The following is a 25,284-nucleotide window of genomic DNA, read 5'->3' as shown; positions in this document are numbered from 1 at the left end:
CCTTTTGTGTTCCAGCTAAGCTTAGAACTTAAACGATACACCAGCGAATAAACGCGGGCCGTAGCTGTTCACTTCACCTAAGTTACCATCGGTGTAGTAATCTTGTGATTTAGGCTCGCTAAATAAGTTAATTGCTTCCAATTTAACTTTAACGTGGCTATTCACTTTATAAGACGCTCTCATTTCCCATACACCTACCGCATCAACATAACGTAAACGGGTACCATTGCTTGTGTATGGTTGGAAATATTCACTACGGTACTTATAAATAACCGCGGTATCAAAATCACCAATTTGATAATAAAGCTGACCACTAAATACATGCTCAGAGAACCCTGGTACAGAGCCTGGCTCAACAATCCCTTCAGTTAACTGAGTTGTGTTACCATCAACATCAGTAATGAAGGTATCACCATAGTTACTATCTTCAAACTCGTAATCAGTATCAGCATAGTTATAACCAAATTTTACACCAATACCTGTATCCCAACGGTAAGCAACCGAGGTTTCAAGACCAAAAATATCGCTTTTTTTATCCGTTGTTACCGAGTTAGTGATTGGTAACAAGTAGCTATCACCATCAATAATAAACTCTTCAAGCACGGTTTGCTGCTGGAAACCACCTTGGAATTGCTTGTAGTAAAAGCCGAGTGACACGATTGAATCTTCATTCGGGTACCATTCAGCCGCAATATCATAGTTCCATGACATTAGTGGTTTTGTATCTGGGTTACCAGAGCCGTTAACACCAACAAATAAATCTTCTATCGTAGTAGGCGCTGCATTATCATCGGTTTGGAATGTGCGGCTATAGCTCATATCACTTGGATCGGCGCGTGACATACCGCGGAAAATACCACCGCGCAGTAGAATATCTTCACTATAATCTACCACTAGGTTGAAGCTTGGCAGCACTTCCGTGTAACCACCACCGCCTTCAATTTGCTCTAATGAGTCACCAGGCACAACGCTCAGCACACCTAACTCATCAGCAACAACTTCAAAGGTATTTCTAAAGCCGATAGATGTAACATCGGTATCAACAACACGTACACCAAAGTTACCGCGAATAAACTTACCAAACATCTCGGTATCGTAATTCGCCATTAAATAAACTGAGGTTGTTTCTTCAGTGACATCTTTAGTACCCGCATTAGCATACTCAAGCTCTGGGTATGCAAACTCACCACCGTTAGAAGCAGCAAGCGCTTGTGAGAAACAAACATTGTCGTAAGTTGCCCAAGATGAACCCGTACCGCTGTCAACAACATTACCATTGCTATCTACTTGGGTAATAATGTCGCCATCTGATACGCTCGATAAAAACCCTGATTCAGGGAACTCAATTTGACACCCTTGTAACACGTCTAGTGCCGCGGTTGTCGTTTCATCAAGTGTGTACTCAGTACGAGAGCCATTACCTTGTGAACCACCGTACTGAATAAATGAAAGCTCAGACATTCTCACACCACCTTGAATGCTGGTGAATACATCGCCTTCTAATTTATAGTCAAAGTCTACACGTGCGCCAATAACTTCGTTATCACGCGTGTTTTCACGGTCTATACGCGTGCGTAAACTATCGGTGTAATTCGAAATATCAGTCACATCAAAATCAGTTAGTGTGAAATGAGGAATGCTTTCCCCCATATCCCAGCTAAAGAAAGGACGATCGGCGGTTCTACCACGGTTAGAAATTTGAATTTCTTCACGCTTAGTTTGTGAGTAAGAAACATCAAAATCTAATGTTAGTCTGTCTGTTGCATGGTACTCAACGTTTAAACCGTAACCTTTGTAGTTTTCTTCTCGAGAGAATTGCTCGCCAGCAGACTCTATGCGCTCTTCACCTTCCCAGTGTAAAATTCCGCCTGCTTGGTTAGTAACCAGCGTCGGGCCCGTTACACCTGGAGTAGCACGTTTTTGTAAAAAGATTAAATCATGGCGTGCTTCTTGTTGAATACGGTCTGATAATTGGATATCTAAGTTAATATCCCAGGCGTCAGATGGCTGATATTGGAACGCCATAAATAATGCATCACGCTCATCAGAGGTTTCATTTTGACGGAAGCTTCGGCTACTCCCGGTCCAAGCGTAAGGTGTGCCATCACTAATTGCTTTACCTGTATCGGGATCGATTTCGGTATTGTAACCTTGGTTACTGCTGCCATTTACTTGGTCTTCACAGTCACCCGCACTACTACGGTAAAAGCCTTCATTAGTGTTAGTCGGATCATTCAAACAAGCCCACAGTGAAGAACCAGTAGGGCTAGAGCTACGATATTCGCCTTCTGGTTGGCTAATATCTTGACGTTGCACACCAAACGACACACCTAAAGCTTGACCATTATCAAACTCAAATTGGTCTAAATAACTAAATGTGCCTCGAAAACCAACATCACTTTGTAGTGAGTTATTAACATTACTTTCGTCAGGGTTGTAGTTTACTTTAACTTCACCTTGAATACGTTGCTTGCCATAATCAAGCGGCTGTACCGTTTCAAGTGCTATAACACCCGCAACACCACCCTCAATCATTGATGCATCTTGGGTTTTATAAATCGCAATCTTTTTAACTAACTCAGATGGAAACTGAGAGAAGTTAACTGAGCGGTCACCACTACCGTTAGTCGCTTCACGACCATTAATATGAGTGGCACTTAAAAATGGGCCTAAGCCACGAATGGTAATTTCTGTGGCACCACCATTTTCACGGTGCGAAGCAGCACCCGTAATAGACTCAAGCGCTTCACCAATTGATAGCGCTGGTAAATCACCAATATCTTCCGCAGATAAACCATCCACAACGGTTGTTGCTTCACGCTTAATAGCAATCTGATCTTGAATAGTTCTACGCGAGCCTGTCACGCTGATGATTTCAATATTATCATCTTCAGCAGCTTGCGCATTTTCTGGCGCTTCTTGTGCGTGCGCAGTTAAAGCCAGTGAACCAGCCATACCTGCAAAAATAGTTGCTTTAACTAACTTAGCAACTGGACGAAGAGCAAATTGATTTCGCGCTTCTGCTTGCGCTCCATTTGCTATTGTGTGCTGTGTTGTCAACGACATGTCGAAATCTCCGTTGTTATTATAAAGGTAGCGTTCGCTACCTATTTAGTAATACAAAATTATTTATGAGGTTACTCTTGCTCAGCAGTCCAAGTAGAGCCAGCGCCCACTTCTGAAGCTTGGATATAGTGCAACCCTTTTGCCCCTGCAACAGCTTGAGCACCTTCTGGATCTGTTTCAGTTAAGCCGTTAGCTGCCGTAATTAGAAATGGAACTTCTTTATCATTTGCAGCTGGATTTTGGTCAATAGCACCGTCAGAATCAAATTCACCGTTGCCATTCATTTTTCTAAAATCAACCCAATAATCATCTTCAACATCCCCTGATGCATAGCTATCAGTAAAGCCATAGTTATTTGAGAACACTGAAACCTCGTGATTAATCAAATCACAGTCATACTCAAACGCGTGAGCACTGGGTGAGCTTGTATAATCGTGATTTAAGAAATAACCTTGGGTAAGCGCGAGCTCTTCGTTATCTTGCTCACCTACACCATTAGCAATTAGGTTTGCATCAAAGCTAATTTTGAAAAAGTTTTTAGTTAACCCATACAATACCGGATCATCTGTCGCTGTTAGTTCGTCACAGTCGCCAACACGTGCTCTTGAGCCTATTTCAGTACTGAATACGATAGGTTGAATAGAGTTTAAAACAGTGTTGTTACTAACATTTAAAGTAAAGTCACCCGCCGCGTCTAACACCGCTTGGTTACCACCATTTGGTAAACCACCATCAGCCTGTGAGAAAGGGTTAGCAGAGAAAACAATACCACCAGCCTCTTTATTACTTGCGCGAGTCCCTGCGATGTAGTTATTGGTTACTGTATGGCCCAGTGGAGTCATGATGACACCACTTGGTCGATCGCTCGTATTATTAATATCCGTGGTACGAATAATGATGTTATCGCTCACGGTATTAAAGCCACCATCTTCCAATGAAATACCACCATTGGCATTAATAATCGTATTGCCTTGAATCGTTGCACTTGAAGTTTGTACACGCATCAAACGACGGCCTGTAACAAAATTATCTATACGGTTATATTGAATTTTAAAATTCGAATTATCTGCAGCATCAGTACCTGTCGTGCTACCAACATTTAATAATAGTAAGCTCGATTCGCCAAAATTCGGGTTATCGCTGTTGCTAAATAAATTATACTGCACAGTGTGGTCGGTACTTGAAGAAGCCATTTTAATCACTGAGCCTTCGACAGCATTATTTCGGTTAGAAAAAGTATTCCGCTCAACTAAAGCGCCTTTACCTTTAAGCACTATCCAGTGATGGGTTTCTTCGTGTAGCTCACTTACATCAACGTCCCCGTCCATTGTATTGTGAGAAAAAACAAAGTTATCGCCTTCTGAGTACACTATCGCTTCTTCTTCATTTTCACAAAAAGAGTCGGCTTTAGTATTTAAGTTTTTAAATGTAATGCCTGAAATAGCGGCACCATCAACACCACTTGCCACATGAATACATGATTCGCCCGAGAATATCGGCGACTCACCTTCTACCGCGCGTATTGTTAGGGCGCTGGTGATTAAGATTTCTGGTAGGTCACTGTATACAGCTGAGTTCAATCCTAATACTGAACCTTCAACCAAACCACTTGAAAGCGCATTAGAAAGCTCTGTAGTGTCGCTGATGATTTGTGAGTAAACCACACTATCAAGTTCACCAATAACTGTTTCACTAAAGCCATCGTTATCGGTATAAATAGCTTTAACAGAAATAGCAGCACCCGCATAATCTGTAGGCGTAAAAGTTTTACTATTCGTACCTGCAATTTCAACACCATCAGCTAACCAAGTGTAAGTAATGCTGGTTTCATCAACACCATTTTGCTCATCAAGCTCTGCGGTTAGCTCACCTGTATTTAGGTGGGGGGTAACCCCAGTAATGCTAATACTGCCTTCAATATTAACTACCTCATCTGCTACTGCTTGAGTCGGCTCTGATAGGTTATCTTCTGCAAAGCCATTATCATCAGTGTAAGTAACTTGTACTGTGATTACTTGACCAAGCTGTGCTTGCTTAACAACAAACTCACTCGCAGTTTCACCGGCCAAAGCGGCTGCATCAGCAAACCATTGATAGTTAATTGTGCCTGTTGCGCCATCGACATCTTCGATCACCGCCGTTAGTGTTTTGCCAACGGCAGGTGCACCACTAATACTCACCATTCCTTCTGAGTTGGCACGATCGACTACTGAAGTTGCTGCTGAAGTCGGTGACTCAGTGAAGCCTCTTGCATCTTCAAAAAGTGCTTTTACTGTGATCATAGTACCAAACTGTGCTTCTGTAAGCACGAGTTCCGATTGTACTTCACCTTCAATTAATGTGTTATCTGCATACCATTCATATACAACTGTTTCACTATCAAAGCCATTTTCATCGCTTACATTCGCTGTCAACGTAGAGCCAACTAAAGCCTCACCTGAAATTAACACTGTAGCATCAAAAGGCACGGCTGCTACATCATCTGTAGGGTCAGTAACATGAGATTCATTAATCCCGCCATCATCGGTATAGCTAGCTTGTGCAGTAATGCTCATACCAACTTGAGTATCAGTTAACGTGAACGAAGCACTATTCGCCCCCACGATGACTTCGTTGTCAGCATACCAATAATATTTAACATCACCCGAGATACCATCAGGATCACTAACACTTACATTTAGTGTTTCACCCATTACTGCCGTTCCTGACAGAGCAATAGAGCCCAGTGTGTTGTCTTCGTTCTTTGAGTCACTATTACAACCCACTATCGCAGCTGCTATAGCGCATAATGCAAAATGTTTTAATTTCATAACGGCTCTACTCTCCACAGTCATGGTTTTGGTATCTTTCATTATAATGTGTGTGATTATTACCAAAACTCGTTAATTTGTTATTACCAAAATATTTGCTTAAAAAGACAAATTGTTAACCAGAGCGGTAATATAAGCACAATAAAATTATTATTACCAGTATAATCGCTCAAAAAACATAACATTTCATTCACACTATTGGGTGATATCAGTAACCAAGCGGCCTGAAGGCATGTCACTAAATTCAATACTTTTTACTTAAGAATAATTTACTTTTAACTTGACCAACATTACCAATTGGTAACACCTTTAACTTTTGGCTAATGCGAATGCTGTCATGTAGCTATTGAGTAAAAATAGCAACGAAATATCACCTGCCTTTGGCTGGCCGGACTGAGTAAAAAGGAGGAAAAAGGTAATTATTAGGGGGGCTATCAATCTAATGAGGTAAATATAAAGTGGCAAGAATGGGGAGCTCTCACCACTTCATATTGATAAAATTAAAGCCCAGCAACACGCATTGCTTGTTGGAAAATATCTTTTGGTGCTATAGCACCAGGTTGTTGAATCACAGTGCCTGCCGCTTTAGCAGCTAAATTAACGGCATCATCAATTGCACGTCCTGATAATCGAGCACCTAAATAAACACCATTAAAAGCATCTCCAGCTGATGTCGTATCAACAACATGTGTTACCGGAGTAATATTATGACTAAGTTGTTCTTCGCCGATCATCGTGACCACTGATTTAGGACCATTTTTAACAACAACCTCATGGATATCATAAGGTTTGCAAAAATCGATAACAGCTTGCACTGTATTGAGTCCATACAGCATTTCAAAATCTTCAACACCGGGTAATACGACATCAGATACGTTAAATGCATGATGGTACTGTTCTTTTGTTTCATCCGGGCTTTGCCATAAGCGGGCTCTGTAGTTAGGATCAAAAACAATTGATACTCCAGCCTGCTTAAGCTGTTCAACTTTTTGCCAAAATTGCGCTCGTGTATTCGGATCAATCACAGCAAGTGAGATACCTGAAAAGAAAAACATATCACCAGCGGATAACTGCTCAACAACATCGGCAGTTAAAAACTCAACCACTTTTTTTGCCGCTGAGTCATTACGCCAATAAGAAAAGCTTCGCTCACCCGCTTCATCTGTTTCAATGTAATACATGCCAGGTACTTTAGTGTCATGGGCAAAAACAAAGTCAGTATCTAAGCTTTCACTATTAAAGCGCTCTAGCATTTGCGTACTCAGTTTATCTTGCCCAATTGCTGTTACAACGGCTGCGTTTATTTCAGGGAAACAACGTTTTAAATACACTGCAGAGTTATATACATCACCCGCAAATGATTGGTGAAGAGCAGATTCATTCATTGCTCTGAGCTCGACCATACATTCGCCTAGAAAGTAAATATTTTTCATTTATCACACTTACCATATGTCACTAACAATTAAGCCACTGAATAAAGCGGCTTAATTGTTACGAGTTAATTATTGCTGCTTTTTTAAAGGTTCTATTTTTGGAATTAAAATCCAAACTGCAGCCATAGCAATAATTGCTAACGATGCACCGATAATAAAGGCAGGGGTATAATTACCACCAGCAGTTAGAATTGGCACCAATGAGGTTAAGCCAACAGCACCCAGTTTAGCGGCCATACCAGAGAAACCAGATAACGTACCTACCGCTTTTTTACCTAATAAGTCACTTGGTAGCGTTTGCACATTACCGATTGCAGTTTGGAAGCCAAATAAAATCACAGCCATTATCATGACAGCTATCGCTGGTGCGCCAGGATTTGCCATCGCAAGTAACGCCGGTAACATGATTAAACAACCTAAAGTAATGGTTAGCTTACGCGTTTTATTAGTGCTCCAACCTGCTTTAAGTCTATTTTGTGCGAGTAAACCACCGAACCAAGCACCAAACATAGCACCTACATAAGGCACCCAGCCATATATGCCAATAGCTTTAACGTCCATTCCATATACTTCATTTAAGTAAATAGGGATCCAGAAAACGAACAACCACCAGATAGGGTCAATCGCAGCAGAGGCAATAATGACACCCCAGCTTTCTTTACGAGAAAGTAACTCACCTGTAGAAGGATTGTACTCTTCTTCTTCAGCAGAAGAGGCATCATCAGGGTCAACAGTGCGGCGTTGGCCTGTTAATATATATTCACGCTCTTCTTCAGTGATCCAAGGATGAGAGCCAGGTGGCGCTTTTACTAAGATTAACCAAGGTACAAGCCATAAAAAGCCCATAGCACCCACAATCACAAACACCATCTGCCAGCTAAAATAAATTGTTAAATAAGCGATAAGTGGAATCGCTATAATGCCACCAATTGCAGCACCCGAGTTAAATATACCTTGCGCTAATGCACGTTCTTTCGTCGGAAACCATTCAGCATTACCTTTCGCAGCACCTGGCCAGTTACCTGCTTCAGCCACACCTAAGATAGCGCGGAAAATACTAAAGCTTAAAACACCTTGTGCAAATGCATGAGCAATTGTTGCCAGCGACCATACACCGATTGAAAGCACAAAACCAAAACGCGTTCCTACCCAGTCAAAGATCTTACCAAAGATGGCTTGACCAAATGCGTAAGCAAATACGAACACGATAGAAATATTGGCGTATATTTGCTTTCGCTCTAACGCAGATTTATCAGGAAATAAGTCTTCAACAATATCAGGCCAAAGTACACTTAGCGCCTGACGGTCGATGTAGTTAATTATGGTAGCAAGCGCAATAAGTGCGATAACCCACCAGCGTAAACCTTTAAGTTTCATAGTTAATCCTTAAGAAAAGTCTTCACGTAAAATGAGTTAATTTTGCTTTTTAGCCATCACTCTACGAACAAAGCCCCATTAAGTTAACATTAATTAAATGTTTGGTTAACCAGCTCATATTATGACAAAAGTTGTTTTAGACAATTTTAATACGGTCATAAAATGCAGTAGGTTAAATTTAGCTAACTAATATCAAATGTGTGTATAGCGCTTAACGACCTTATGAATCATAAAAAGGAGCGTTAAGCGCCGAGCTGTCTTATCTACTTACTTTTCTAGCTTTTTAAAGTAATCGAAGATTTCAGGTACGTTACCTTGGCCCATACCAGCATCAAATGCAGCTTGTAGGTTAGCTGAAGAACCTTCGGCAATCTTTGACTCAGTGCCTAGGTCAGCAACCATTTGTAGGAAGTAGCCTAAATCTTTATTCGCATTAGCAATTGAGAAACCAAGATCACTCACATTGTCTACAGCGTAGTTTTTGCAAAATTGCATAAACGGAGAGTTTGATGGACCCGTCGACATGATATCGAATAACTGCTGTCTATCTACACCTGCACGTTCAGCTACTGCAAATGCTTGTGACATAGCACATACCGTTGTCATACCCATAAAGTTATTGATTAATTTAGTGGTATGGCCTGCACCAAGCTCACCTAAATGGAAAACATTCTCGCCTTGTTCTTCAAGCACTGGCTTTACTTTATTAAAGGTTTCAAGTGAACCTGAAGCCATAATGTTTAATAAGCCATCTTTAGCGTGCGCTGGAGTTCTACCTAAAGGAGCATCGATCATGCCGACACCTTTATTTGCTAAATCTGCACCAATTTTCTTAGTAGAAGAAGGAATTGAAGTACCAAAGTCCACAAGTACTGAGCCTTCTTTAATACCGGCTAAAATACCTTCATCGCCATATACAACTTTTTCTACAATTTCAGACGTTGTAAGACATAGCATTACGATATCAGAGACTGCTGCAAGCTCTTTTGCACTCTCTGTTGTTTTAGCACCTCTGGCAACACACGCCGCCACAGCATCTTTATTAAGGTCCATTACAATTAGCTCGTAGCCTTTATTTTGTAAATTTTCGACCATATTGCCGCCCATTAAACCTAGGCCGATGAAACCGATGACTGGTTTAGACATGAATAACTCCTAATCTGTTGGCGTAAGTCTATTGGTAAGCACAAATAATGCTTACGGTATAAACAAACGCAGTGTCGCTGTTTGAAATTTGAAAAATCCCCTGAGACTCACGCTACATAAACTTTGCACTTACCAGTACTGAGCAGTTTTAATGATGGCAATGTTCGAGCCCTGAGTAATTTTGGTTATATACTGATAACGCTCTAGCAACCAAAAGCAAGAGCTTACCAATCGGTATGTAAAAACATTATTACTATATATCCAATTTGTCAACCAATAAGCTACATTTGTAAAACAAGTGTTTTCTTGATTACGTCCCTAATTTTACCTTTAAGGCTGGCTGGATAATGAAAAAAATCTTTACTTTACGAGACTTAGAAATAAACAGTGAATAAATTAATTGGTAAAAAGAAGTGTTTATAAATGCTGAGTAATATGTATTACCAAAATAAAATGCGAGTAAGGCAGTAACTGTGTGATCTTTTAACAGGCATTGATAACAAAGCGAGTTTACGCGTCAATAGCTGGCCTATTGCAAGTAAATTCAACGCTGTTGAGGTGAAAAGTAGTCGCTGGAGATAGATCTATTATCCAGAACGCAGGTTCATTAGCTATGCGCCACACTCAAAACAGTACGGGGAAATCTTAGTCATCTGAAGGTAGGTTTAGCTTTAGCGTTATTCGGTGACTTTTTCTGTATTGATTTCATTTTGATTAGTTTCGTACCAACCACCGCCCAGTGCTTTGTATAGGCGTGCCATGCTTTGCAATCGGTTATTTTTAGCTTGCGCTAAAGCTATTTCTGCAGAAAACAATTGCCGTTGCGCATCAAGTAAGTCCAACGAGCTAGCCACACCATTGTTATAACGTAAACTTGCTAAACGGTAGTAGTCTTTACTACTTAACACTAAGCTATGTTGGGCGTCATAAATTTGTTCAGAACTTTGAAAACTAGAAATCTGATCGCTAACTTCTTGCAGCGCAACCAATACAGCTTTTTCGTAATGCACACTGGCTTGATAAGCTCGCTCTTGTGCAGCGGATAAGTTATCTAGGTTTTTTCCCATGTTAAAAATAGGCATAAGTAACTCACCACCTAATAACCACACTAATGAGTTTGCCGATAAAATATTATCGAGGCTGTCATTTTCGCGACCAAACTCAGCGTATAAGTTAAACTTAGGGAATAAATCAGCTTTCGCTACGCCAATTTCTGCCATCGCACTGTGCCAATTTAACATCGCTTGTTGCACGTCTGGGCGACGTTTTAATAACTCACTAGGTAATCCGGTTGGTAATGCTTTGGGCATGACTTGTGATGATAACTCTCCTCCGCCCGAGACATCCGCTGTACTATCTGCAATTAAAAACCGTAATTGGTTAATCATTACATGTTCTTGGTGACGCAATTTAGGCACATTCACTTTTGCAGACTCTAGCTCGACTTCAGCTTGGCGCTGCTCTAATCCTGAAATAATTCCACCCGCTTTGCGAATACGGGCAATTTTAAGCTCTTTCTCTCTCAGCTCTATCGTATTTTGGCTAATTAATAACTCTTCTTGAATTTCTTTAAGGGCAAAAAACTGCTCCGCGATATCAGCAATAAGAGCCAGCTGAATGGCATTTTTTCCTTGCTCAGTCGCGTAATAGCTTGCTAAAGCAGCTTCGCTAACACGGCGATTAGCGCCAAACAAATCAACTTCCCAGCTTAGATAGCCTTTTAAGTCATGGGTATTTGCAGGACTACTGCCGTTTTCTTTTTCCCGCTCTGAGGTTAAGCCAATATTGGCATTAGGCCATAGATTTGCATCCGAAATATTACTATTTAAACGAGCCTCTATAATCCGAGAGCGTGCAACTAACATGTCGTGATTATTTTCCAGCGCTAATTGGATCAACTTTTGTAAATGCGGATCTTGATAAACTTGCTGCCAACCTAGTAAAGCTTCATTGCTCACTGTCGCCTCACTGCTCATAAATGTAGTTATATCATCATGTTCTGGTGCTTCGAAATCAGGCCCAACAGCACAACCACTAAGCCATATCGCAGAAACTAGTAAGGTATGCTTATACATGATTTTGCTCCTGAGTTAACGCAACTTCAGGTTTTTTAACCACATGTTGTTTTACAAACCGTGCTGCGGTTATAAAAAACAACGGCACTAAAATGATTCCTAGAGAGCTTGCCAGTAACATACCACCTAATATAGGCATTGATACAGATTGACGACCAACAGCCCCTGGTCCCGTTGCTAATACTAGTGGTAACACACCTAATACAAACGAAGAAGCCGTCATTAAAATCGGTCTAAATCGAGAGCGCGCCGCTTCAATTGCAGCCGCTTTCGCATCCATGCCATCACGATATAATTGAGTTGCAACTTCAACAATTAAAATAGAGTTTTTTGCAGCTAAACCAATAAGCGCAATAAACGCGACTTGGAAAAACAAGTTGTTTTCAAGCCCTCCGACTAAGGTCAATAAAGACGCACCAAGCATTGCTATTGGGCTTATTAGCAATACCGCAAATGGCAAAGACCAACTTTCGTAAAGTGCAGCTAAAAATAAAAATACAAACACCACAGCCAAACTAATGGCAATACCTAGCTGCCCTGACGAGCGTATTTCTTGAAACGTTAACCCGGTCCATTCATGGCCTATATTAGGCGGCAGCTTGGCGACCTCTTCTTCAATAGCGCGAATAACATCTCCTGATGCAAACCCTGGTGCCGCCGATGCATTGACCGCAGCACTAGTAAACATATTATAACGATTAATCGCAGAAGGGCCTGTTGTAAGCTTTAATTCAGACAACACATTGGCCGGTACCATGGCACCATTATTACTGCGAACATAAAATTCATCTAAATCTTCAGGGCGCTCACGAAACTCCCCTTCAGCTTGTACTTTGACGCGGTAAACACGACCAAATAAATTAAAATCATTTATTGTTGATGAGCCGGTCAGTACTTTCATCGTGCTATAAATATCTTCTATTGGCACCTCAAGTGCCATGGCTTTTTCACGATCCAGTTCTAAAAATAACTGGGGGACTGAGCCCTTAAGAGAACTTGTGGCCTTACTTATTTCCGGGCGGCTATTTAAGTTTGCCAATAACACATCGAGAGATTCTACTAAACTTGCTAAATTTCCCCCCGTTTTTTCTTGTAACGCGAACTCCACACCAGATCCAGAACCTAAGCCTGCAACAGCGGAAGGTTGATACACACTAAATGAAGCATCAGGAATGTTATAAAGCTGCTGTCGAATATCATTCATCACACTTTCAACCGTGTAGTTTTTATCTGCCCGGTATGCCCATGGCTTTAAAATAATTTCGAACTGGCCGTTTGATTGTGCGCCACCCGCTCTGCGGTTCTCCCCCGCTAAAGAAAACGAATAAGCAATGCCATCATGCGCCATAATATACTTATTCGCCTTAGTAATAACTTTATTAGTACGAGATACCGTAGCGGCATCGGGCAAGGTTATATCAATAAAAAAGCGCCCTTGATCTTCTTGCGGCATAAAACTACTTGGCAGTTGAGTAAACACAACATAACAGCCGCCAACAACAATGATAAAAAGCAAATAACTACGCTTGGCTTTATGACAACTTGCTTTTACTATCCAAGTGTATTTGTCGCCAAAGTTAGCCAATAGCTGATTAAACCAAACAAAAAATTTATTCTGAGAAGGCGTACTTGGGCGTAAAAATAACGCACACATGGCAGGGCTTAGAGTTAATGCAACCAAGGTTGAAATGAGCACCGCAACGGTGATGGCGATGGCAAATTCACGGTACATAATCCCCGTGATGCCAGCCAAAAAAGACACTGGCACAAACACCGCAGCCAGCACCAAAGAAGTCGCAACAATCGCACCAGATAGTTCAGTCATTGCTTGCTTGGTGGCGCTGACAACATCCATCTTCTCTTCATTTATTAAGCGTTCGACATTCTCAACCACCACGATAGCATCATCAACAACAATCCCAATTGCCAATACCATCGCGAGCAAACTAACATTATTGATAGTAAAGCCAAATGCAGCAAGGGCAATAAAAGTACCAATGATAGACACCGGCACAGCCAACGCGGGGATCAGTGTCGTCCGCCAATTTTGTAGAAATAGATACACCACTAAAATAACTAAAATCAGCGCTTGGATAAGGGTATTGATAACCTCATCAATAGACAGCTTTATAAACTCCGAGGCATCATAAAATAGCTGCCATTTAATCCCCTGGGGGAACGCCGCACTCAAGCGAGCCATTTCATCTTTCACTCGCTCTGTGACCTCAAGGGCATTGGAACCGGGTAACATGTACACTTGCAATATAGTGGCAGATTGCTCATTTAACTTTGAGTTTAGCGTATACGCAGAAGATGCCAGCTCAATACGTGCAACATCTCGTAGCCGGATCATAGAGCCATCACTATTTACCCGTAGCATAATATTATTAAACTCAGCGACCTTATTTAAACGACCTTGAGCACGTACAGGAAAGTTCAATTTGATATGCTCGCGGCTAGGTTGTGCACCAATTTCACCTGCTGCAGCTTCTTTATTTTGTGCTTTTATCGCATTTGTAACATCATTTACTGTTAATTCATAACCAGCTAATACATCTGGTTTTATCCATACCCGCATTGAATATGAGCGAGAGCCAGTATTACGTACTCTACCAACTCCAGGAACACGCTTTAGCGCAGCTTCAATATTAATACTGGCGTAGTTACTTAAATAGACTTCATCATAACGTTCATCATCTGATGTCAGTGCTAGTTTCAATAATTCTACTGAGCTTTCATTTGATACATTGACCCCTTCGGTTTGCACATCAACAGGTAAGTTACTGCCCGCTTGGCTTGCTGTGTTTTGAACATCCACAAGGGCTAAATCAGGATCCGTTCCAACATCAAATGTTAAAGTGATATTAGCACTTCCAGAGTTGGTTGCTTTAGATTCCATATAAAGCATATTTGGTGTGCCATTCAGTTCTTGCTCTAGCGGAATAGCGACAGATTCAGAGGCTGTTTCTGCCGTAGCCCCCGGAAATGATGCAGAGATTTTAACTGACGGTGGCGCAATATCCGGGTATTGATCGATTGGTAAAGTAAATAGCGAGACAACCCCAGTTAATAAAATAACTAACGAAATCACCGATGCAAAAACAGGTCGTTGAATAAAAAAATGAGAAAACACGTTATTCTCCCAGCTTTTTAGACGGTGCTAATAACTCGGTGTCTTGTTGCTTTTGCCGCTGTTCAAATTCACTTTCGCTAAAAGCAGTAACTGTTTGGCCATGGCGAATACGATGCAACCCTTTTACTACCACCTTTTCATTTGCACGTAACCCACCACTTACAACGATACCTTCTTCACCATAATGATCCACCACCACAAAGCGGCGCTCTATTGTATTATCATCAAGCACAACCATCACATAAATGCCGCCTTGTTCAACTTGTGTGGCTTCCTCGGGCACCACTACAGCACCGGTCACTTCATCTAATTTGATACGTGCTTTGGTATATTGACCTGGTAATAACTCACTTTCTGGATTAGGCAGCACAGCACGTACTTTAAACGTGCCCGTTTTGGGGCTTATTTTTGGATCAGTAAAACTAACATCCCCCCAATAACGATACTCGCTGCCATCGGGTAGAGAAATACGAACAAACCCTTGTAAAGCTTTCCCTTTTTGCTCCGCTTCTAATTTATCTATAATGGTTGTCATGCGCCGCTTTGCATTGAGATAATCAAGTGCAGACATATTAAAATTGACATAAATAGGATCGATTTGCTGAATCGTCGTTAATAACGATATGCCGCTACTCCCCACCAGCGCTCCTAAATCGGCTTCGGAGCTACCAACCATACCACTAATTGGTGCGACTATACGGGTATAAGCGAGCTCTAGTTTAGCTTCGTCTAACTCAGCTTGAGTTGCGGCTAAACTCGCTTGTGCTTGCTCTTGAGTGGAAATTGCATTGTCGTAATCAAGCTGGCTTGCCGCATCTTGTTCATATAACGGTTTTAAACGTACAACATCTCGTTTTGCCTTTGCCAAAGCAGCGCTATCTTTTTCCAGTGCAGCCTGAACCCGATTTAATTTAGCTTTATAAGGCCTATCATCTATTTTATAAAGTAAATCACCTTCATTGACCCAGCTTCCCTCGACAAACTCAACACTCTCAACAAAACCGGTGATCCTTGCCCGCACTTCAACATCGAGTGACGCATCGGTTCTGGCTACATAATTACCATAAATTGGCACATCCATTTTTTTAACTTGAGCCGTTACTACTTCCTCAGCACGTTGTTCTGCTACTTCTTCGCTGCATGCAGATAACACAAACAGTAAAATTAACGCAGTGAATAAACGACCCAGAATTAAATACATTAGATTCCCTTTTATTTAAATTTTATATTCGTAATATTAACGTTGGCATTGCGAACAAAATACGGTACTACGTTGCCCTAAACGAATTTCTGTTAATTGTTTTTTGCAAGTAAAGCAAGGCTCACCTTTGCGACCGTATACCAGTAGCTGTTGTGCAAAGTAGCCGGGCTTACCATCACTTTGTGCAAAATCTTTCAATGTTGTACCGCCTTGAGTGATCGCCCTCGCTAACGTATCTTTAATAATAGGCACTAATTTTTCATAACGCGCTAAAGACACTTTCCCCGCTTCGCGCTTAGGATGAATACCTGCTTTAAACAATGATTCATTAGCGTAGATATTCCCCACCCCAACAACGACTGCGTTATCCATTATAAATTGCTTCACTGGCGTCTTTTTATTGCGCGATTGTTGATACACGCGTTTAGCAGTAAACGCTTCTGTCAGTGGCTCAGGCCCTAATTTACTCAATAAAGTATGGCACTCATTAGGCGCTTGCCATAAACAACAACCAAAACGCCTTGGATCATTTAATCTAAGCGCTTTATTATTATCAAAAATAAACTCGATATGATCATGCTTTTTCAGTGGTTCTGCTTTATCCACAACACGTAAACTGCCAGACATACCCAAATGTAAAATAACACTGCCAAGCTCACAGCTTAGTAGCAAATATTTAGCTCTGCGCTCAACAGCAATTACGGGCAGGTTAGTTATTTGATAAACGTCATCTGGCACAGGCCAGCGCATATTAGGGTTATGAATATTCACCTTAACCACTGTTTTGTGCAAAATATGCGGGGTTATCCCCATACGGCTTACTTCAACCTCTGGTAATTCAGGCATTTATGGCTCACTCGGTAAAAATTTAAAACTTACAAATAATTGTTGGGCAGTGGGTCGATCTATTAAAAACACTCGCTGAGTACTTTTATCTAATAAATAATAACCCTGCTTAGCTTTATATAACTGATAAAGCCAAGGTAATTGTTCACCAGCTAGCCACACTGTCGCCACACTGATGGGCTGAGTTAAGCTTGATGGCAATACATCAGTTATCGCTAGTTCAGCACTTTGCCAATGGTTTATTAGTGTAACAATATTCTCTTGATTTGCAGTCCAGTGACTATTTGGCAATTCATCAACTAATAATTGATTACGCCATGATGTGCCGATTCTTTCAATTTTTTGTTCAGGAAAGCGAAGGGCAAGAATAAAACTTTGCGCAGGCAACACCGTTTGTATGCTGGGTTGCTCCGGTACACTATTGAGTTTTTTATGAAGGCCGTTAAAGAAGAAAATCATCAACAACATAGAAAAAATTAACACGTTATTCCATGCTTTACGACTAAGCTGCATCTTGTACACTTTTAAAAAGATTCAAGTAATTAAAGTGTAACTAAAAAAATAAAAAATAACACAACAAAATTAACCCATTGTGGACTTTTCAGGGAAGTTCGACTCGGTGATGAAATATTATAAAAATTCACGAATGTGAAATGTGCCAAAGCACAATTACTTTGCTAGAATATCTGCAAAATTTAAGGAGCTCCGTCAATGTCAATGTATGTAGTGGGTCACAAAATCCCAGATTCTGATTCTATTTGTGGTGCAATTGCACTTGCTTATTTAAAAAACCAAATCGATGAGCCAGCAATTCCAACTCGTCTTGGTGACGTTTCACCTGAAACGCAATTTATTCTTGAGCGTTTTGGCTTTGAGGCACCTGAGCTTAAACTAAGCTACGCTGGTGAAGATGTTTACATCGTTGATCACACAGAAAAAACACAAGCCCCAGACGATATCGATGAAGCACGTGTTGTTGGTGTAGTTGATCACCATAAACTAGGCGACTTAACTTCATCAACGCCGCTCGAATGCTGGATTCGCCCTGTAGGTTGTTCAAATACCATCATTAAAATGATGTATGATTTCTACAATGTTGAAATCCCAAAAGATATTGCAGGGATCATGCTATGTGCAATTTTAAGTGATACGGTTATTTTTAAATCACCTACTTGCACGACTGCAGATATAAAATGTGTAGAGGCACTCGCTGAAATTGCAGGTATTGAAGACTATAAAGAGTTAGGCATGGACATGTTCCGTGTGAAATCTGCGGTTGAAGACACGCCTGCACGTGACTTAGTAATGCGCGACTTTAAAGACTTTAACATGAATGGCAAATTAGTCGGCATTGGCCAGCTAGAAGTTATTGATCTTGCAGTATTTGATGATATTAAAGCTGAACTTGAAGCAGACATCGCAGCACTCAAAGAAGAAGGTGGTCGTCACTCAGTATTTTTATTGCTAACCGACATCATGAAAGAAGGTTCACAAATGCTAATTGCATCTGACGATGCAACACTTGTTGAAACGGCTTACGGTGAAACACCGAAAGACGGTAAAGTATGGTTAGATGGCGTACTAAGTCGTAAAAAGCAAGTCGTTCCACCGCTACAAGATGCGTTTGCAAAGCTGTAAGGTGCTAGGTGCTAGGTGCTAGGTGCTAGGTGCTAGGTGCTAGGTGCTAAAAATATTAACCTTGTGAGCTTTGCTTGCAAGGTTTTTTTATAACTGAAACTTGAAACTGACGGCTGACGGCTGACGGCTGACGGCTAGATAAAAACAAAAAACCCAGCATAAGCTGGGTTTTTAATATTCTGAAGAGAACTAAAATTACTTGATTTTAGCTTCTTTGAAAATCACGTGTTTACGAGCCTTAGGATCGAACTTTTTGATTTCCATTTTTTCAGGCATGTTACGCTTGTTTTTGTCGGTAGTGTAGAAAAAACCAGTACCAGCAGTTGAAACTAAACGGATTTTATCGCGCATGATTCAGTTCCTTAAACTTTTTCGCCGCGAGCACGGATTTCTGTAAGAACCGCGTCGATGCCTTTTTTATCGATAATACGCATACCTTTAGTAGTAGTGCGTAATGTTACAAAACGTTTTTCACTTTCAACCCAAAAACGGTGTGTTTGTAGGTTAGGTAGGAAACGACGTCTAGTCGCGTTTCTCGCGTGTGAACGGTGATTACCAACCGCAGGACGCTTACCTGTAACTTGACATACTTTAGACATGTCTATATATCTCCAATAACTTCGCTCGAGCTTAATTTAACCTAAGGCCATGTATTTCTGCCCTAGAGAATAAATCGAAGGGCGCTCTTTATACAGCTTTTACAGGCAAAGATCAAACAATGATCTATCCAATCAGCTCATATGTAAATTTGATAGCGGCTAATTATAAAGATCGAATGCCCTTAGGGAAAGTAAAAACTGCATTTAAATTAAACTAATTTGTCAAAAAAGCTTAAACAGCTTATTTTTAGCACACTTATCTAGCAAACAAAGCTAAATAAGGCCCCGCTCAGCAAACGAAATACAATTATCAGCCCCTACTATGATGTGATCTAAGATACTTATATCGACTAATTGCAGTGCTTGTTGCAATTTATTTGTGATAATTTTGTCTGCTTGGCTCGGTTCTGCGATACCCGATGGATGATTGTGCGCCAAAATAAGTGCTCCTGCATTATTTTTAAGTGCAGCTTTTACGACTTCACGTGGGTAGACGGATGCACTGTTGATAGTGCCATAAAAAAGCGTTTCTTCTTTTATTAAACGATTTTGACTATCAAGGTACAGCACCATAAACACTTCTTGCTGTAAGCCTCTTAGTTCCAGAGTCAAGTAATCGTATACAGATTGCGGGGAATTAAATATCGCTTTACGCTGGCATTGCTCCATCATATAACGTCGACTTAACTCAAGCACAGCTTGTAACTGCACAAACTTAGCAGTACCTAGCCCCTTTTGGGCACAAAATTCGTCAATCGATGCATTAAACAAATTATGTAAGGTTTCGTTCTGCGTCATTAAATGCTGCGCAAGCTCAACCACATTCATACCCGGTAAGCCCGTTCGTAAAAAAATAGCTAACAACTCAGCATCCGTTAACGCTTTAGCCCCTTTACTTAATAATTTCTCCCGTGGTCGCTGCTCAGCTGGCAAAGAACTTAATTGCATTTTTTGTCCCTAAAAAACATTATTAATATAACTGTAATCTAAAAACCAAATTATGCCTGCTAATTTGCAAATAAAATTCGAATTAAAAACTTCGTGCCAAAGGCAAAGATTTGCTATCGTTACCGCATATCTACAAAGGGTTTTATCAGCACATGGCAGAGTTAATGACAAAGTTAGAAAATAAAAAAATTGTACTTGGGATCACTGGTGGTATCGCAGCTTATAAATGCGCAGAATTAGTTCGACGTTTAAAAGAGCACGGCTGCGATATAAAAGTGGTGATGACCGAATCTGCCAAACATTTTATAACGCCATTAACCATGCAAGCCGTCAGTGGTGAAATAGTGTCGGATTCATTACTAGATCCATCGGCAGAAGCGGCCATGGGCCATATTGAATTCGCTAAATGGGCTGATTTAATTTTAGTTGCTCCCGCCACCAGCAATATCATTGCCAAAATGGCCGCAGGTATTGCAGATGACTTACTCACCACCTTGTTATTAGCAACTCCAGCCAAAGTAGCTGTAGCGCCTGCAATGAATCAACAAATGTATGCTCACCCAGCTACCCAAGCCAACTTAAGCACTCTTAAGCAACGTGGTATTGAAATTTGGGGCCCAGGTAAAGGAGAGCAAGCATGTGGCGACGTAGGTGCCGGTAGAATGCTTGAGCCTAGTGAATTAGTTACTTTATGCACCCAACCCTCGCCGCCGCAGTTACTCACAGGAAAAACGATTACTATTACTGCAGGACCCACACGTGAAGCACTCGACCCTGTACGCTTTATATCAAATCATAGTTCAGGAAAAATGGGGTATGCACTTGCCCAAGCTGCACTGGATCTAGGTGCGAAGGTTAATCTTATTTCAGGTCCTGTTACGATTACAGCACCTAAAGATGCAGCACTGATAAATATAGAAAGCGCTGAACAGTTACTACAAGAGTCGCTCACGCTTGCTGTTCAATCAGATGCCTTTATTGGCTGCGCAGCCGTAGCTGATTATCGCGCAGCAAATGTTGCCGAGCAAAAAATGAAAAAACAAGGTGATGAACTTACCATCAACTTAGTAAAGAACCCTGATGTGATTGCTGCTGTCGCTAACCTCAATAAAAACCGCCCTTATACCGTAGGCTTTGCTGCAGAAACTCAAGATGTGGCTAATTACGCTAAAGGTAAGCTTAAAAACAAAAACCTCGATATGATCTGTGCAAACGATGTCTCGCAGTCAGGCTTAGGCTTTAACTCAGATCATAATGCTTTAACACTGTACTGGCATACTGAGCAAAAAGAATTAGCTATCGACACAAAAAATGCGCTGGCATTGAGTGTAATGACCGAGCTTGCTAAACGATTGTAAAAAGGCTGGAAAGAAGCTGAATAAAACATTAACATAGCCCCACTCATTAGCTCAAAAAGTGAGTGGCCAACACTGGCAATGCTCAATAAATAATTAAAAGAAAGGAATGTTCATGCCTGCGACAAAAAGAAGTAATCGCAAAGAGCAAATACTACAAGCACTCGCACAGATGCTAGAAACCAGCCCAGGACAACGTATTACAACTGCAAAGTTAGCAGCTGAAGTTGGTGTATCTGAAGCTGCGCTTTATCGTCATTTTCCGAGTAAAGCACGGATGTTTGAAGGCTTAATTGAGTTTATTGAAGACACACTACTTTCGCGTATTAACCTTATTTTAGAAAACGAAAAAGAAACCCAAAGTCGCATCTACAATATTTTATTACTACTATTGGCCTTTGCGGAGAAGAATCCAGGTATTACGCGAATTTTAACGGGTGATGCACTGCAAGGCGAACAAGAGCGTTTACGTGATCGTGTACAAGGATTGTTTGAAAAATTAGAAACCCAATTAAAGCAAGTGCTACGTGAGCGCAAATTGCGTGAAGGCAAAACCTTTCAAAGTGATGAATTAACAATCGCTAACTTTTTACTGGCGTATATCGAAGGTAAAATGAATCAATTTGTCCGTAGTGACTTTAAAGCCAAACCCAGCGCTCAATTTGAAAAGCAGTGGCTAGAGCTGCAAAAAATTTGGCTATAGCTCCTAGCTCCTAGCTCCTAGCTCCTAGCTCCTAGCTCCTAAGAGTATTAACCTTGTGGGTTTTCTCACAAGGTTTAAGTTTACATTTAACCTCGTTTTTCGTCCGCTTATCGTATCTACTCGAATTGTTTAACAAACCCGTTATGATAAGGGTGATAAAACAAAACGAGAACTAATAATGAACGCTCAACTCTCTATACTCAGTCTTGCTTTAGTGGCAAGCTTAGGTAGTGCTACGGCTAGCGCCAAAGACGCATTACAATTCAAAGATGTATTTGATTTTAAATCGGCTAAAGGTACACAACTGTCTGAAGATGGTCATATCCTTAGCTTTAGTGCTGCGCCATATCGTGGTGATGCTACAGGCCAAGTATATAACCTCACTAGTAATAAGCTTATTGCAGAAGTCCCCCGTGGCACAAAACCAACCATTAATAAAGCAGCTAACTGGGTAGTATTTACCCAAGTCCCGACCCTGCTTGAAAAAGAAACCACAAAAAAGAAAGACACGCTTAAAAATAACCTCATACTAGTCAATACACTCAGTGGTGAGCAACAGCAATTTGATGATGTAAAAGACTATAAGCTTTCAGATGATGGTAATTGGCTTGCTTATCGATTAAACAAAAAAGCAGATAAAGAAGATGACTTAAGTAGCGCTGATAGCGACAAAAAAAGCGAGATCAAACCAGATAAAAAAGATAAAGCGTTTGATTTAGTCGTTGTTAACTTAAACAATAAAACCAGCCATACTATTTCACAAGTATTAAGCTACGCAATAAGCAGTGATGCAACTCAACTGCTGGCAAGCCAAATAGACAACGATGGCACAGATAATCAAGTTACATTATTAGAGCTTAACAATGACTTCACCAGCAGTGCGCTCATCGATGAGCCAGGTGTTGTGGTTAATAAAATAGCGTGGCACCCAACGCAAAACATTGCAGCCTTTACTCTAGGTAACTATGTAAATGATGACGTGCGCCGTCGTGACTATCAGCTTAAATTGTATAAAAACGAGCAATTAACTGATATCCCTTCAGCCAATAAGAACTGGCAGATAGGTAAAACAGCTAAGCTTGAATGGTCAGAAGATGGTGAACGCCTTTACTTTGATAATAGACCAAAGCTTGCAGCGAAAGTTAAAGCCAAAGAGTATAGCGATGAAGCATCGCTTTATGACTATGACACTATTCGCGACCAAAAAGGGCTGAATGTTTGGCATAATAATGATGCCGAAATTAAGCCTCGTGAAGAACAACAGTGGAATAAAGCCAATAAAAACCGTCACTACAAAAGTGTGTACTTCCTCAGTACGAACAAATCGGTGCAATTAACGACACCAGAAGTGCCAGAGGTTGCACTCAATACAAAACGTGACGCTTTATTAGGCTATTCAAACCAAGCTTATTTAGAACGTATTATGTATGGCGGCTTCTTTGCTGACTACTATGCTGTTGATGTAAAAACTGGTGCACATAAAGCCATTATTAAAGATTACCCATTTAGACCAAGCCTTTCGCCAAACGGTGCATTTGCCGCTTATTTTAATGACAGCCATGTCCAGCTTAAAGACTTAGCTAATAACAAAGTCAGCACTTTAACTAAAGCCATTCAAGCCACTTTTGCCGATGACAAGCACGACTACCCATCAGCACAACCAGGTTATGGCTTTGCAGGCTGGCTTAACGATAGCAGCCAAGTATTGGTGTATAGCAAATACGATATTTGGGCGTTTGATGTAACCACTCAGCAAGGCACACGTTTAACAAATGGTAAGCCTAGCAACACCCAATATCGCGCAATCAAACTTGATAAAGACCAAGTTGGTTTTAATAAAGGCCAAACATTACTCGTCAGTGCAACAAATTTAAAAGATAAGCAAACCGAAGTTGCCAAATTAAACTTAGCTGATAACGCAATAACTAAAGTATTAACAGGTAACAAGCGCTTTGATGTTATTAAAAAAGCAAAACACGCCAATAAATACTTGTTTACGGAGCAAACGTATCAGCAGTTCCCTGATATTTACCAAACTGACTTTAGTTTTAATAAACCAGTAAAGGTCACTAATTTAAACCCACAAGTTGCTAACTTTGCATGGGGTCAAGAGCCAGAACTTATCAGCTATAAAGGATTTGATGGCGAAGACTTACAAGGTGTACTCATTAAACCTGCGGGCTATAAAAAAGGCGATAAAGTGCCAGTTGTGGTGTATTTTTATCGCTACATGAGTCAGCGCATGTATGACTTTCCTAAAATGGAATTAAACCATCGCCCTAACTTCCCGATGTTCACTTCAAACGGCTACGCAATCTTTTTGCCAGATATTCGCTTTGAAATAGGCCACCCGGGTAAATCATCAACCCAAACTATGGTCAACGCGACGCAAAAACTGATTGATTTAGGTATTGCCGACCCAGATAAAATTGGTCTGCAAGGCCACTCATGGGCAGGCTATCAAAGTGCTTTTATGATCACCCAAACTGATATGTTTAAAGCCGTAGTATCGGGTGCACCTGTGTCTAATATGACCAGTGCCTACAGTGGTATTCGCTTAAAATCAGGGCTTGCCCGTCAGTTCCAATATGAGACAGGGCAAAGTCGCATCGGTAAAACCTTATTTGAAGCGCCAGAGCTGTATATTGAAAATTCACCGGTGTTTTTTGCTGACAAAGTAAATACCCCTATCTTGATTATGTTTGGAGATAAAGATGACGCTGTGCCATGGCACGAAGGTGTACAGTACTACTTAGCGCTGCGCCGTGCAGGTAAAGACGCTACATTCTTGCAGTACGAAGGTGAACCGCATCACTTAAAGAAATTCCCTAACCAAGTGGATTTCTCAATTCGTATGATGCAGTACTTTGATCATTACTTAAAAGGCAAACCAGCCGCTAAGTGGATGACTGAAGGTGAAGCATTTATTGAAGAGTAATGTACTCAAAAAATAA

Annotated in this window: 17 protein-coding genes; 4 read left to right on the top strand and 13 right to left on the bottom strand. The window is 40.9% G+C overall.

The window, feature by feature from the left end:
* Positions 1-21 precede the first annotated feature (21 nt).
* The 10 genes from NQT69_RS18255 to NQT69_RS18210 form a co-directional block, all read right to left on the bottom strand.
* The gene (locus NQT69_RS18255; RefSeq protein ID WP_256829088.1) at positions 22-3,066 is read right to left on the bottom strand and encodes a TonB-dependent receptor; all 3,045 of its coding nucleotides are present in this window, start codon (positions 3,064-3,066) and stop codon (positions 22-24) included.
* A 71-nt stretch (positions 3,067-3,137) separates the two neighbouring features.
* Positions 3,138-5,876 carry a poly(beta-D-mannuronate) lyase gene (locus NQT69_RS18250; RefSeq protein WP_256829087.1) on the bottom strand — a complete coding sequence of 913 codons (2,739 nt, stop codon included), beginning with the start codon at positions 5,874-5,876 and terminating at the stop codon, positions 3,138-3,140.
* A 500-nt stretch (positions 5,877-6,376) separates the two neighbouring features.
* Positions 6,377-7,309, bottom strand: a complete 933-nt coding sequence (locus NQT69_RS18245) for a sugar kinase (protein WP_256829086.1) — start codon at positions 7,307-7,309, stop codon at positions 6,377-6,379.
* 69 nt (positions 7,310-7,378) lie between these two features.
* Positions 7,379-8,686 carry an MFS transporter gene (locus tag NQT69_RS18240; protein ID WP_256829085.1) on the bottom strand — a complete coding sequence of 436 codons (1,308 nt, stop codon included), beginning with the start codon at positions 8,684-8,686 and terminating at the stop codon, positions 7,379-7,381.
* Positions 8,687-8,953: 267 nt separating this feature from the next.
* Positions 8,954-9,832 carry an NAD(P)-dependent oxidoreductase gene (locus NQT69_RS18235; protein ID WP_256829084.1) on the bottom strand — a complete coding sequence of 293 codons (879 nt, stop codon included), beginning with the start codon at positions 9,830-9,832 and terminating at the stop codon, positions 8,954-8,956.
* Between the two features lie 677 nt (positions 9,833-10,509).
* Positions 10,510-11,907 (bottom strand): efflux transporter outer membrane subunit, encoded by a 1,398-nt coding sequence (locus NQT69_RS18230; RefSeq protein ID WP_256829083.1) that lies wholly within the window; start codon positions 11,905-11,907, stop codon positions 10,510-10,512.
* Complete coding sequence (locus NQT69_RS18225) at positions 11,900-15,040, bottom strand: efflux RND transporter permease subunit (RefSeq protein ID WP_256829082.1); 3,141 nt, start codon at positions 15,038-15,040, stop codon at positions 11,900-11,902. Before NQT69_RS18225 ends, NQT69_RS18230 begins: the two co-directional genes overlap by 8 nt.
* Before the next feature lies 1 nt (position 15,041).
* Complete coding sequence (locus tag NQT69_RS18220) at positions 15,042-16,241, bottom strand: efflux RND transporter periplasmic adaptor subunit (protein ID WP_256829081.1); 1,200 nt, start codon at positions 16,239-16,241, stop codon at positions 15,042-15,044.
* Positions 16,242-16,277: 36 nt separating this feature from the next.
* Entirely contained in the window at positions 16,278-17,087 is an 810-nt protein-coding gene (gene mutM / locus NQT69_RS18215; RefSeq protein WP_256829080.1) for a bifunctional DNA-formamidopyrimidine glycosylase/DNA-(apurinic or apyrimidinic site) lyase, read from the bottom strand.
* Positions 17,088-17,600 carry a hypothetical protein gene (locus tag NQT69_RS18210; RefSeq protein WP_256829079.1) on the bottom strand — a complete coding sequence of 171 codons (513 nt, stop codon included), beginning with the start codon at positions 17,598-17,600 and terminating at the stop codon, positions 17,088-17,090.
* A gap of 198 nt (positions 17,601-17,798) precedes the next feature.
* Between NQT69_RS18210 and NQT69_RS18205 the strand changes: the two genes are divergently transcribed.
* Positions 17,799-18,725, top strand: a complete 927-nt coding sequence (locus NQT69_RS18205) for a manganese-dependent inorganic pyrophosphatase (RefSeq protein ID WP_256829078.1) — start codon at positions 17,799-17,801, stop codon at positions 18,723-18,725.
* A gap of 195 nt (positions 18,726-18,920) precedes the next feature.
* Here the strand turns inward: NQT69_RS18205 and rpmG are convergent, their stop codons facing one another.
* From rpmG to radC, 3 genes are all read right to left on the bottom strand, one after another.
* Positions 18,921-19,076, bottom strand: coding sequence for a 50S ribosomal protein L33 (gene rpmG / locus NQT69_RS18200; protein ID WP_004587947.1), 156 nt, complete (start codon positions 19,074-19,076; stop codon positions 18,921-18,923).
* 11 nt (positions 19,077-19,087) lie between these two features.
* The gene (gene rpmB, locus NQT69_RS18195) at positions 19,088-19,324 is read right to left on the bottom strand and encodes a 50S ribosomal protein L28 (protein WP_006793236.1); all 237 of its coding nucleotides are present in this window, start codon (positions 19,322-19,324) and stop codon (positions 19,088-19,090) included.
* Positions 19,325-19,597: 273 nt separating this feature from the next.
* Positions 19,598-20,272: a RadC family protein gene (gene radC, locus NQT69_RS18190; RefSeq protein WP_256829077.1), complete on the bottom strand. Its 675-nt coding sequence runs from the start codon at positions 20,270-20,272 to the stop codon at positions 19,598-19,600.
* A gap of 164 nt (positions 20,273-20,436) precedes the next feature.
* Here radC and coaBC point away from each other — a divergent pair, with 164 nt between their 5' ends.
* The 3 genes from coaBC to NQT69_RS18175 all read left to right on the top strand — a co-directional run bounded on the left by coaBC (position 20,437) and on the right by NQT69_RS18175 (position 25,268).
* Positions 20,437-21,630, top strand: coding sequence for a bifunctional phosphopantothenoylcysteine decarboxylase/phosphopantothenate--cysteine ligase CoaBC (gene coaBC / locus NQT69_RS18185; RefSeq protein WP_256829076.1), 1,194 nt, complete (start codon positions 20,437-20,439; stop codon positions 21,628-21,630).
* A gap of 112 nt (positions 21,631-21,742) precedes the next feature.
* Positions 21,743-22,330: a nucleoid occlusion factor SlmA gene (gene slmA, locus NQT69_RS18180; RefSeq protein WP_016708420.1), complete on the top strand. Its 588-nt coding sequence runs from the start codon at positions 21,743-21,745 to the stop codon at positions 22,328-22,330.
* Positions 22,331-22,508: 178 nt separating this feature from the next.
* Complete coding sequence (locus NQT69_RS18175; RefSeq protein WP_256829075.1) at positions 22,509-25,268, top strand: alpha/beta hydrolase family protein; 2,760 nt, start codon at positions 22,509-22,511, stop codon at positions 25,266-25,268.
* Positions 25,269-25,284 lie beyond the last annotated feature (16 nt).

It is taken from the genome of Pseudoalteromonas shioyasakiensis, assembly GCF_024518675.1.
GTDB lineage: Bacteria > Pseudomonadota > Gammaproteobacteria > Enterobacterales > Alteromonadaceae > Pseudoalteromonas > Pseudoalteromonas shioyasakiensis_B.
Note: the sequence above shows the minus strand (reverse complement) of the source record. Positions and strands in the feature narration are given on the sequence as shown.

What these genes read in the sequence shown, in the direction of transcription:
- NQT69_RS18230 (WP_256829083.1), bottom strand. Translation starts at nt 11,907, where the DNA reads ATGTATAAGCATACCTTACTAGTTTCTGCGATATGGCTTAGTGGTTGT.
- rpmB (WP_006793236.1), bottom strand. Translation starts at nt 19,324, where the DNA reads ATGTCTAAAGTATGTCAAGTTACAGGTAAGCGTCCTGCGGTTGGTAAT.
- NQT69_RS18245 (WP_256829086.1), bottom strand. Translation starts at nt 7,309, where the DNA reads ATGAAAAATATTTACTTTCTAGGCGAATGTATGGTCGAGCTCAGAGCA.
- slmA (WP_016708420.1), top strand. Translation starts at nt 21,743, where the DNA reads ATGCCTGCGACAAAAAGAAGTAATCGCAAAGAGCAAATACTACAAGCA.
- coaBC (WP_256829076.1), top strand. Translation starts at nt 20,437, where the DNA reads ATGACAAAGTTAGAAAATAAAAAAATTGTACTTGGGATCACTGGTGGT.
- NQT69_RS18210 (WP_256829079.1), bottom strand. Translation starts at nt 17,600, where the DNA reads ATGCAGCTTAGTCGTAAAGCATGGAATAACGTGTTAATTTTTTCTATG.
- radC (WP_256829077.1), bottom strand. Translation starts at nt 20,272, where the DNA reads ATGCAATTAAGTTCTTTGCCAGCTGAGCAGCGACCACGGGAGAAATTA.
- NQT69_RS18255 (WP_256829088.1), bottom strand. Translation starts at nt 3,066, where the DNA reads ATGTCGTTGACAACACAGCACACAATAGCAAATGGAGCGCAAGCAGAA.
- mutM (WP_256829080.1), bottom strand. Translation starts at nt 17,087, where the DNA reads ATGCCTGAATTACCAGAGGTTGAAGTAAGCCGTATGGGGATAACCCCG.
- NQT69_RS18235 (WP_256829084.1), bottom strand. Translation starts at nt 9,832, where the DNA reads ATGTCTAAACCAGTCATCGGTTTCATCGGCCTAGGTTTAATGGGCGGC.
- NQT69_RS18175 (WP_256829075.1), top strand. Translation starts at nt 22,509, where the DNA reads ATGAACGCTCAACTCTCTATACTCAGTCTTGCTTTAGTGGCAAGCTTA.
- NQT69_RS18250 (WP_256829087.1), bottom strand. Translation starts at nt 5,876, where the DNA reads ATGAAATTAAAACATTTTGCATTATGCGCTATAGCAGCTGCGATAGTG.
- NQT69_RS18220 (WP_256829081.1), bottom strand. Translation starts at nt 16,241, where the DNA reads ATGTATTTAATTCTGGGTCGTTTATTCACTGCGTTAATTTTACTGTTT.
- rpmG (WP_004587947.1), bottom strand. Translation starts at nt 19,076, where the DNA reads ATGCGCGATAAAATCCGTTTAGTTTCAACTGCTGGTACTGGTTTTTTC.
- NQT69_RS18205 (WP_256829078.1), top strand. Translation starts at nt 17,799, where the DNA reads ATGTCAATGTATGTAGTGGGTCACAAAATCCCAGATTCTGATTCTATT.
- NQT69_RS18240 (WP_256829085.1), bottom strand. Translation starts at nt 8,686, where the DNA reads ATGAAACTTAAAGGTTTACGCTGGTGGGTTATCGCACTTATTGCGCTT.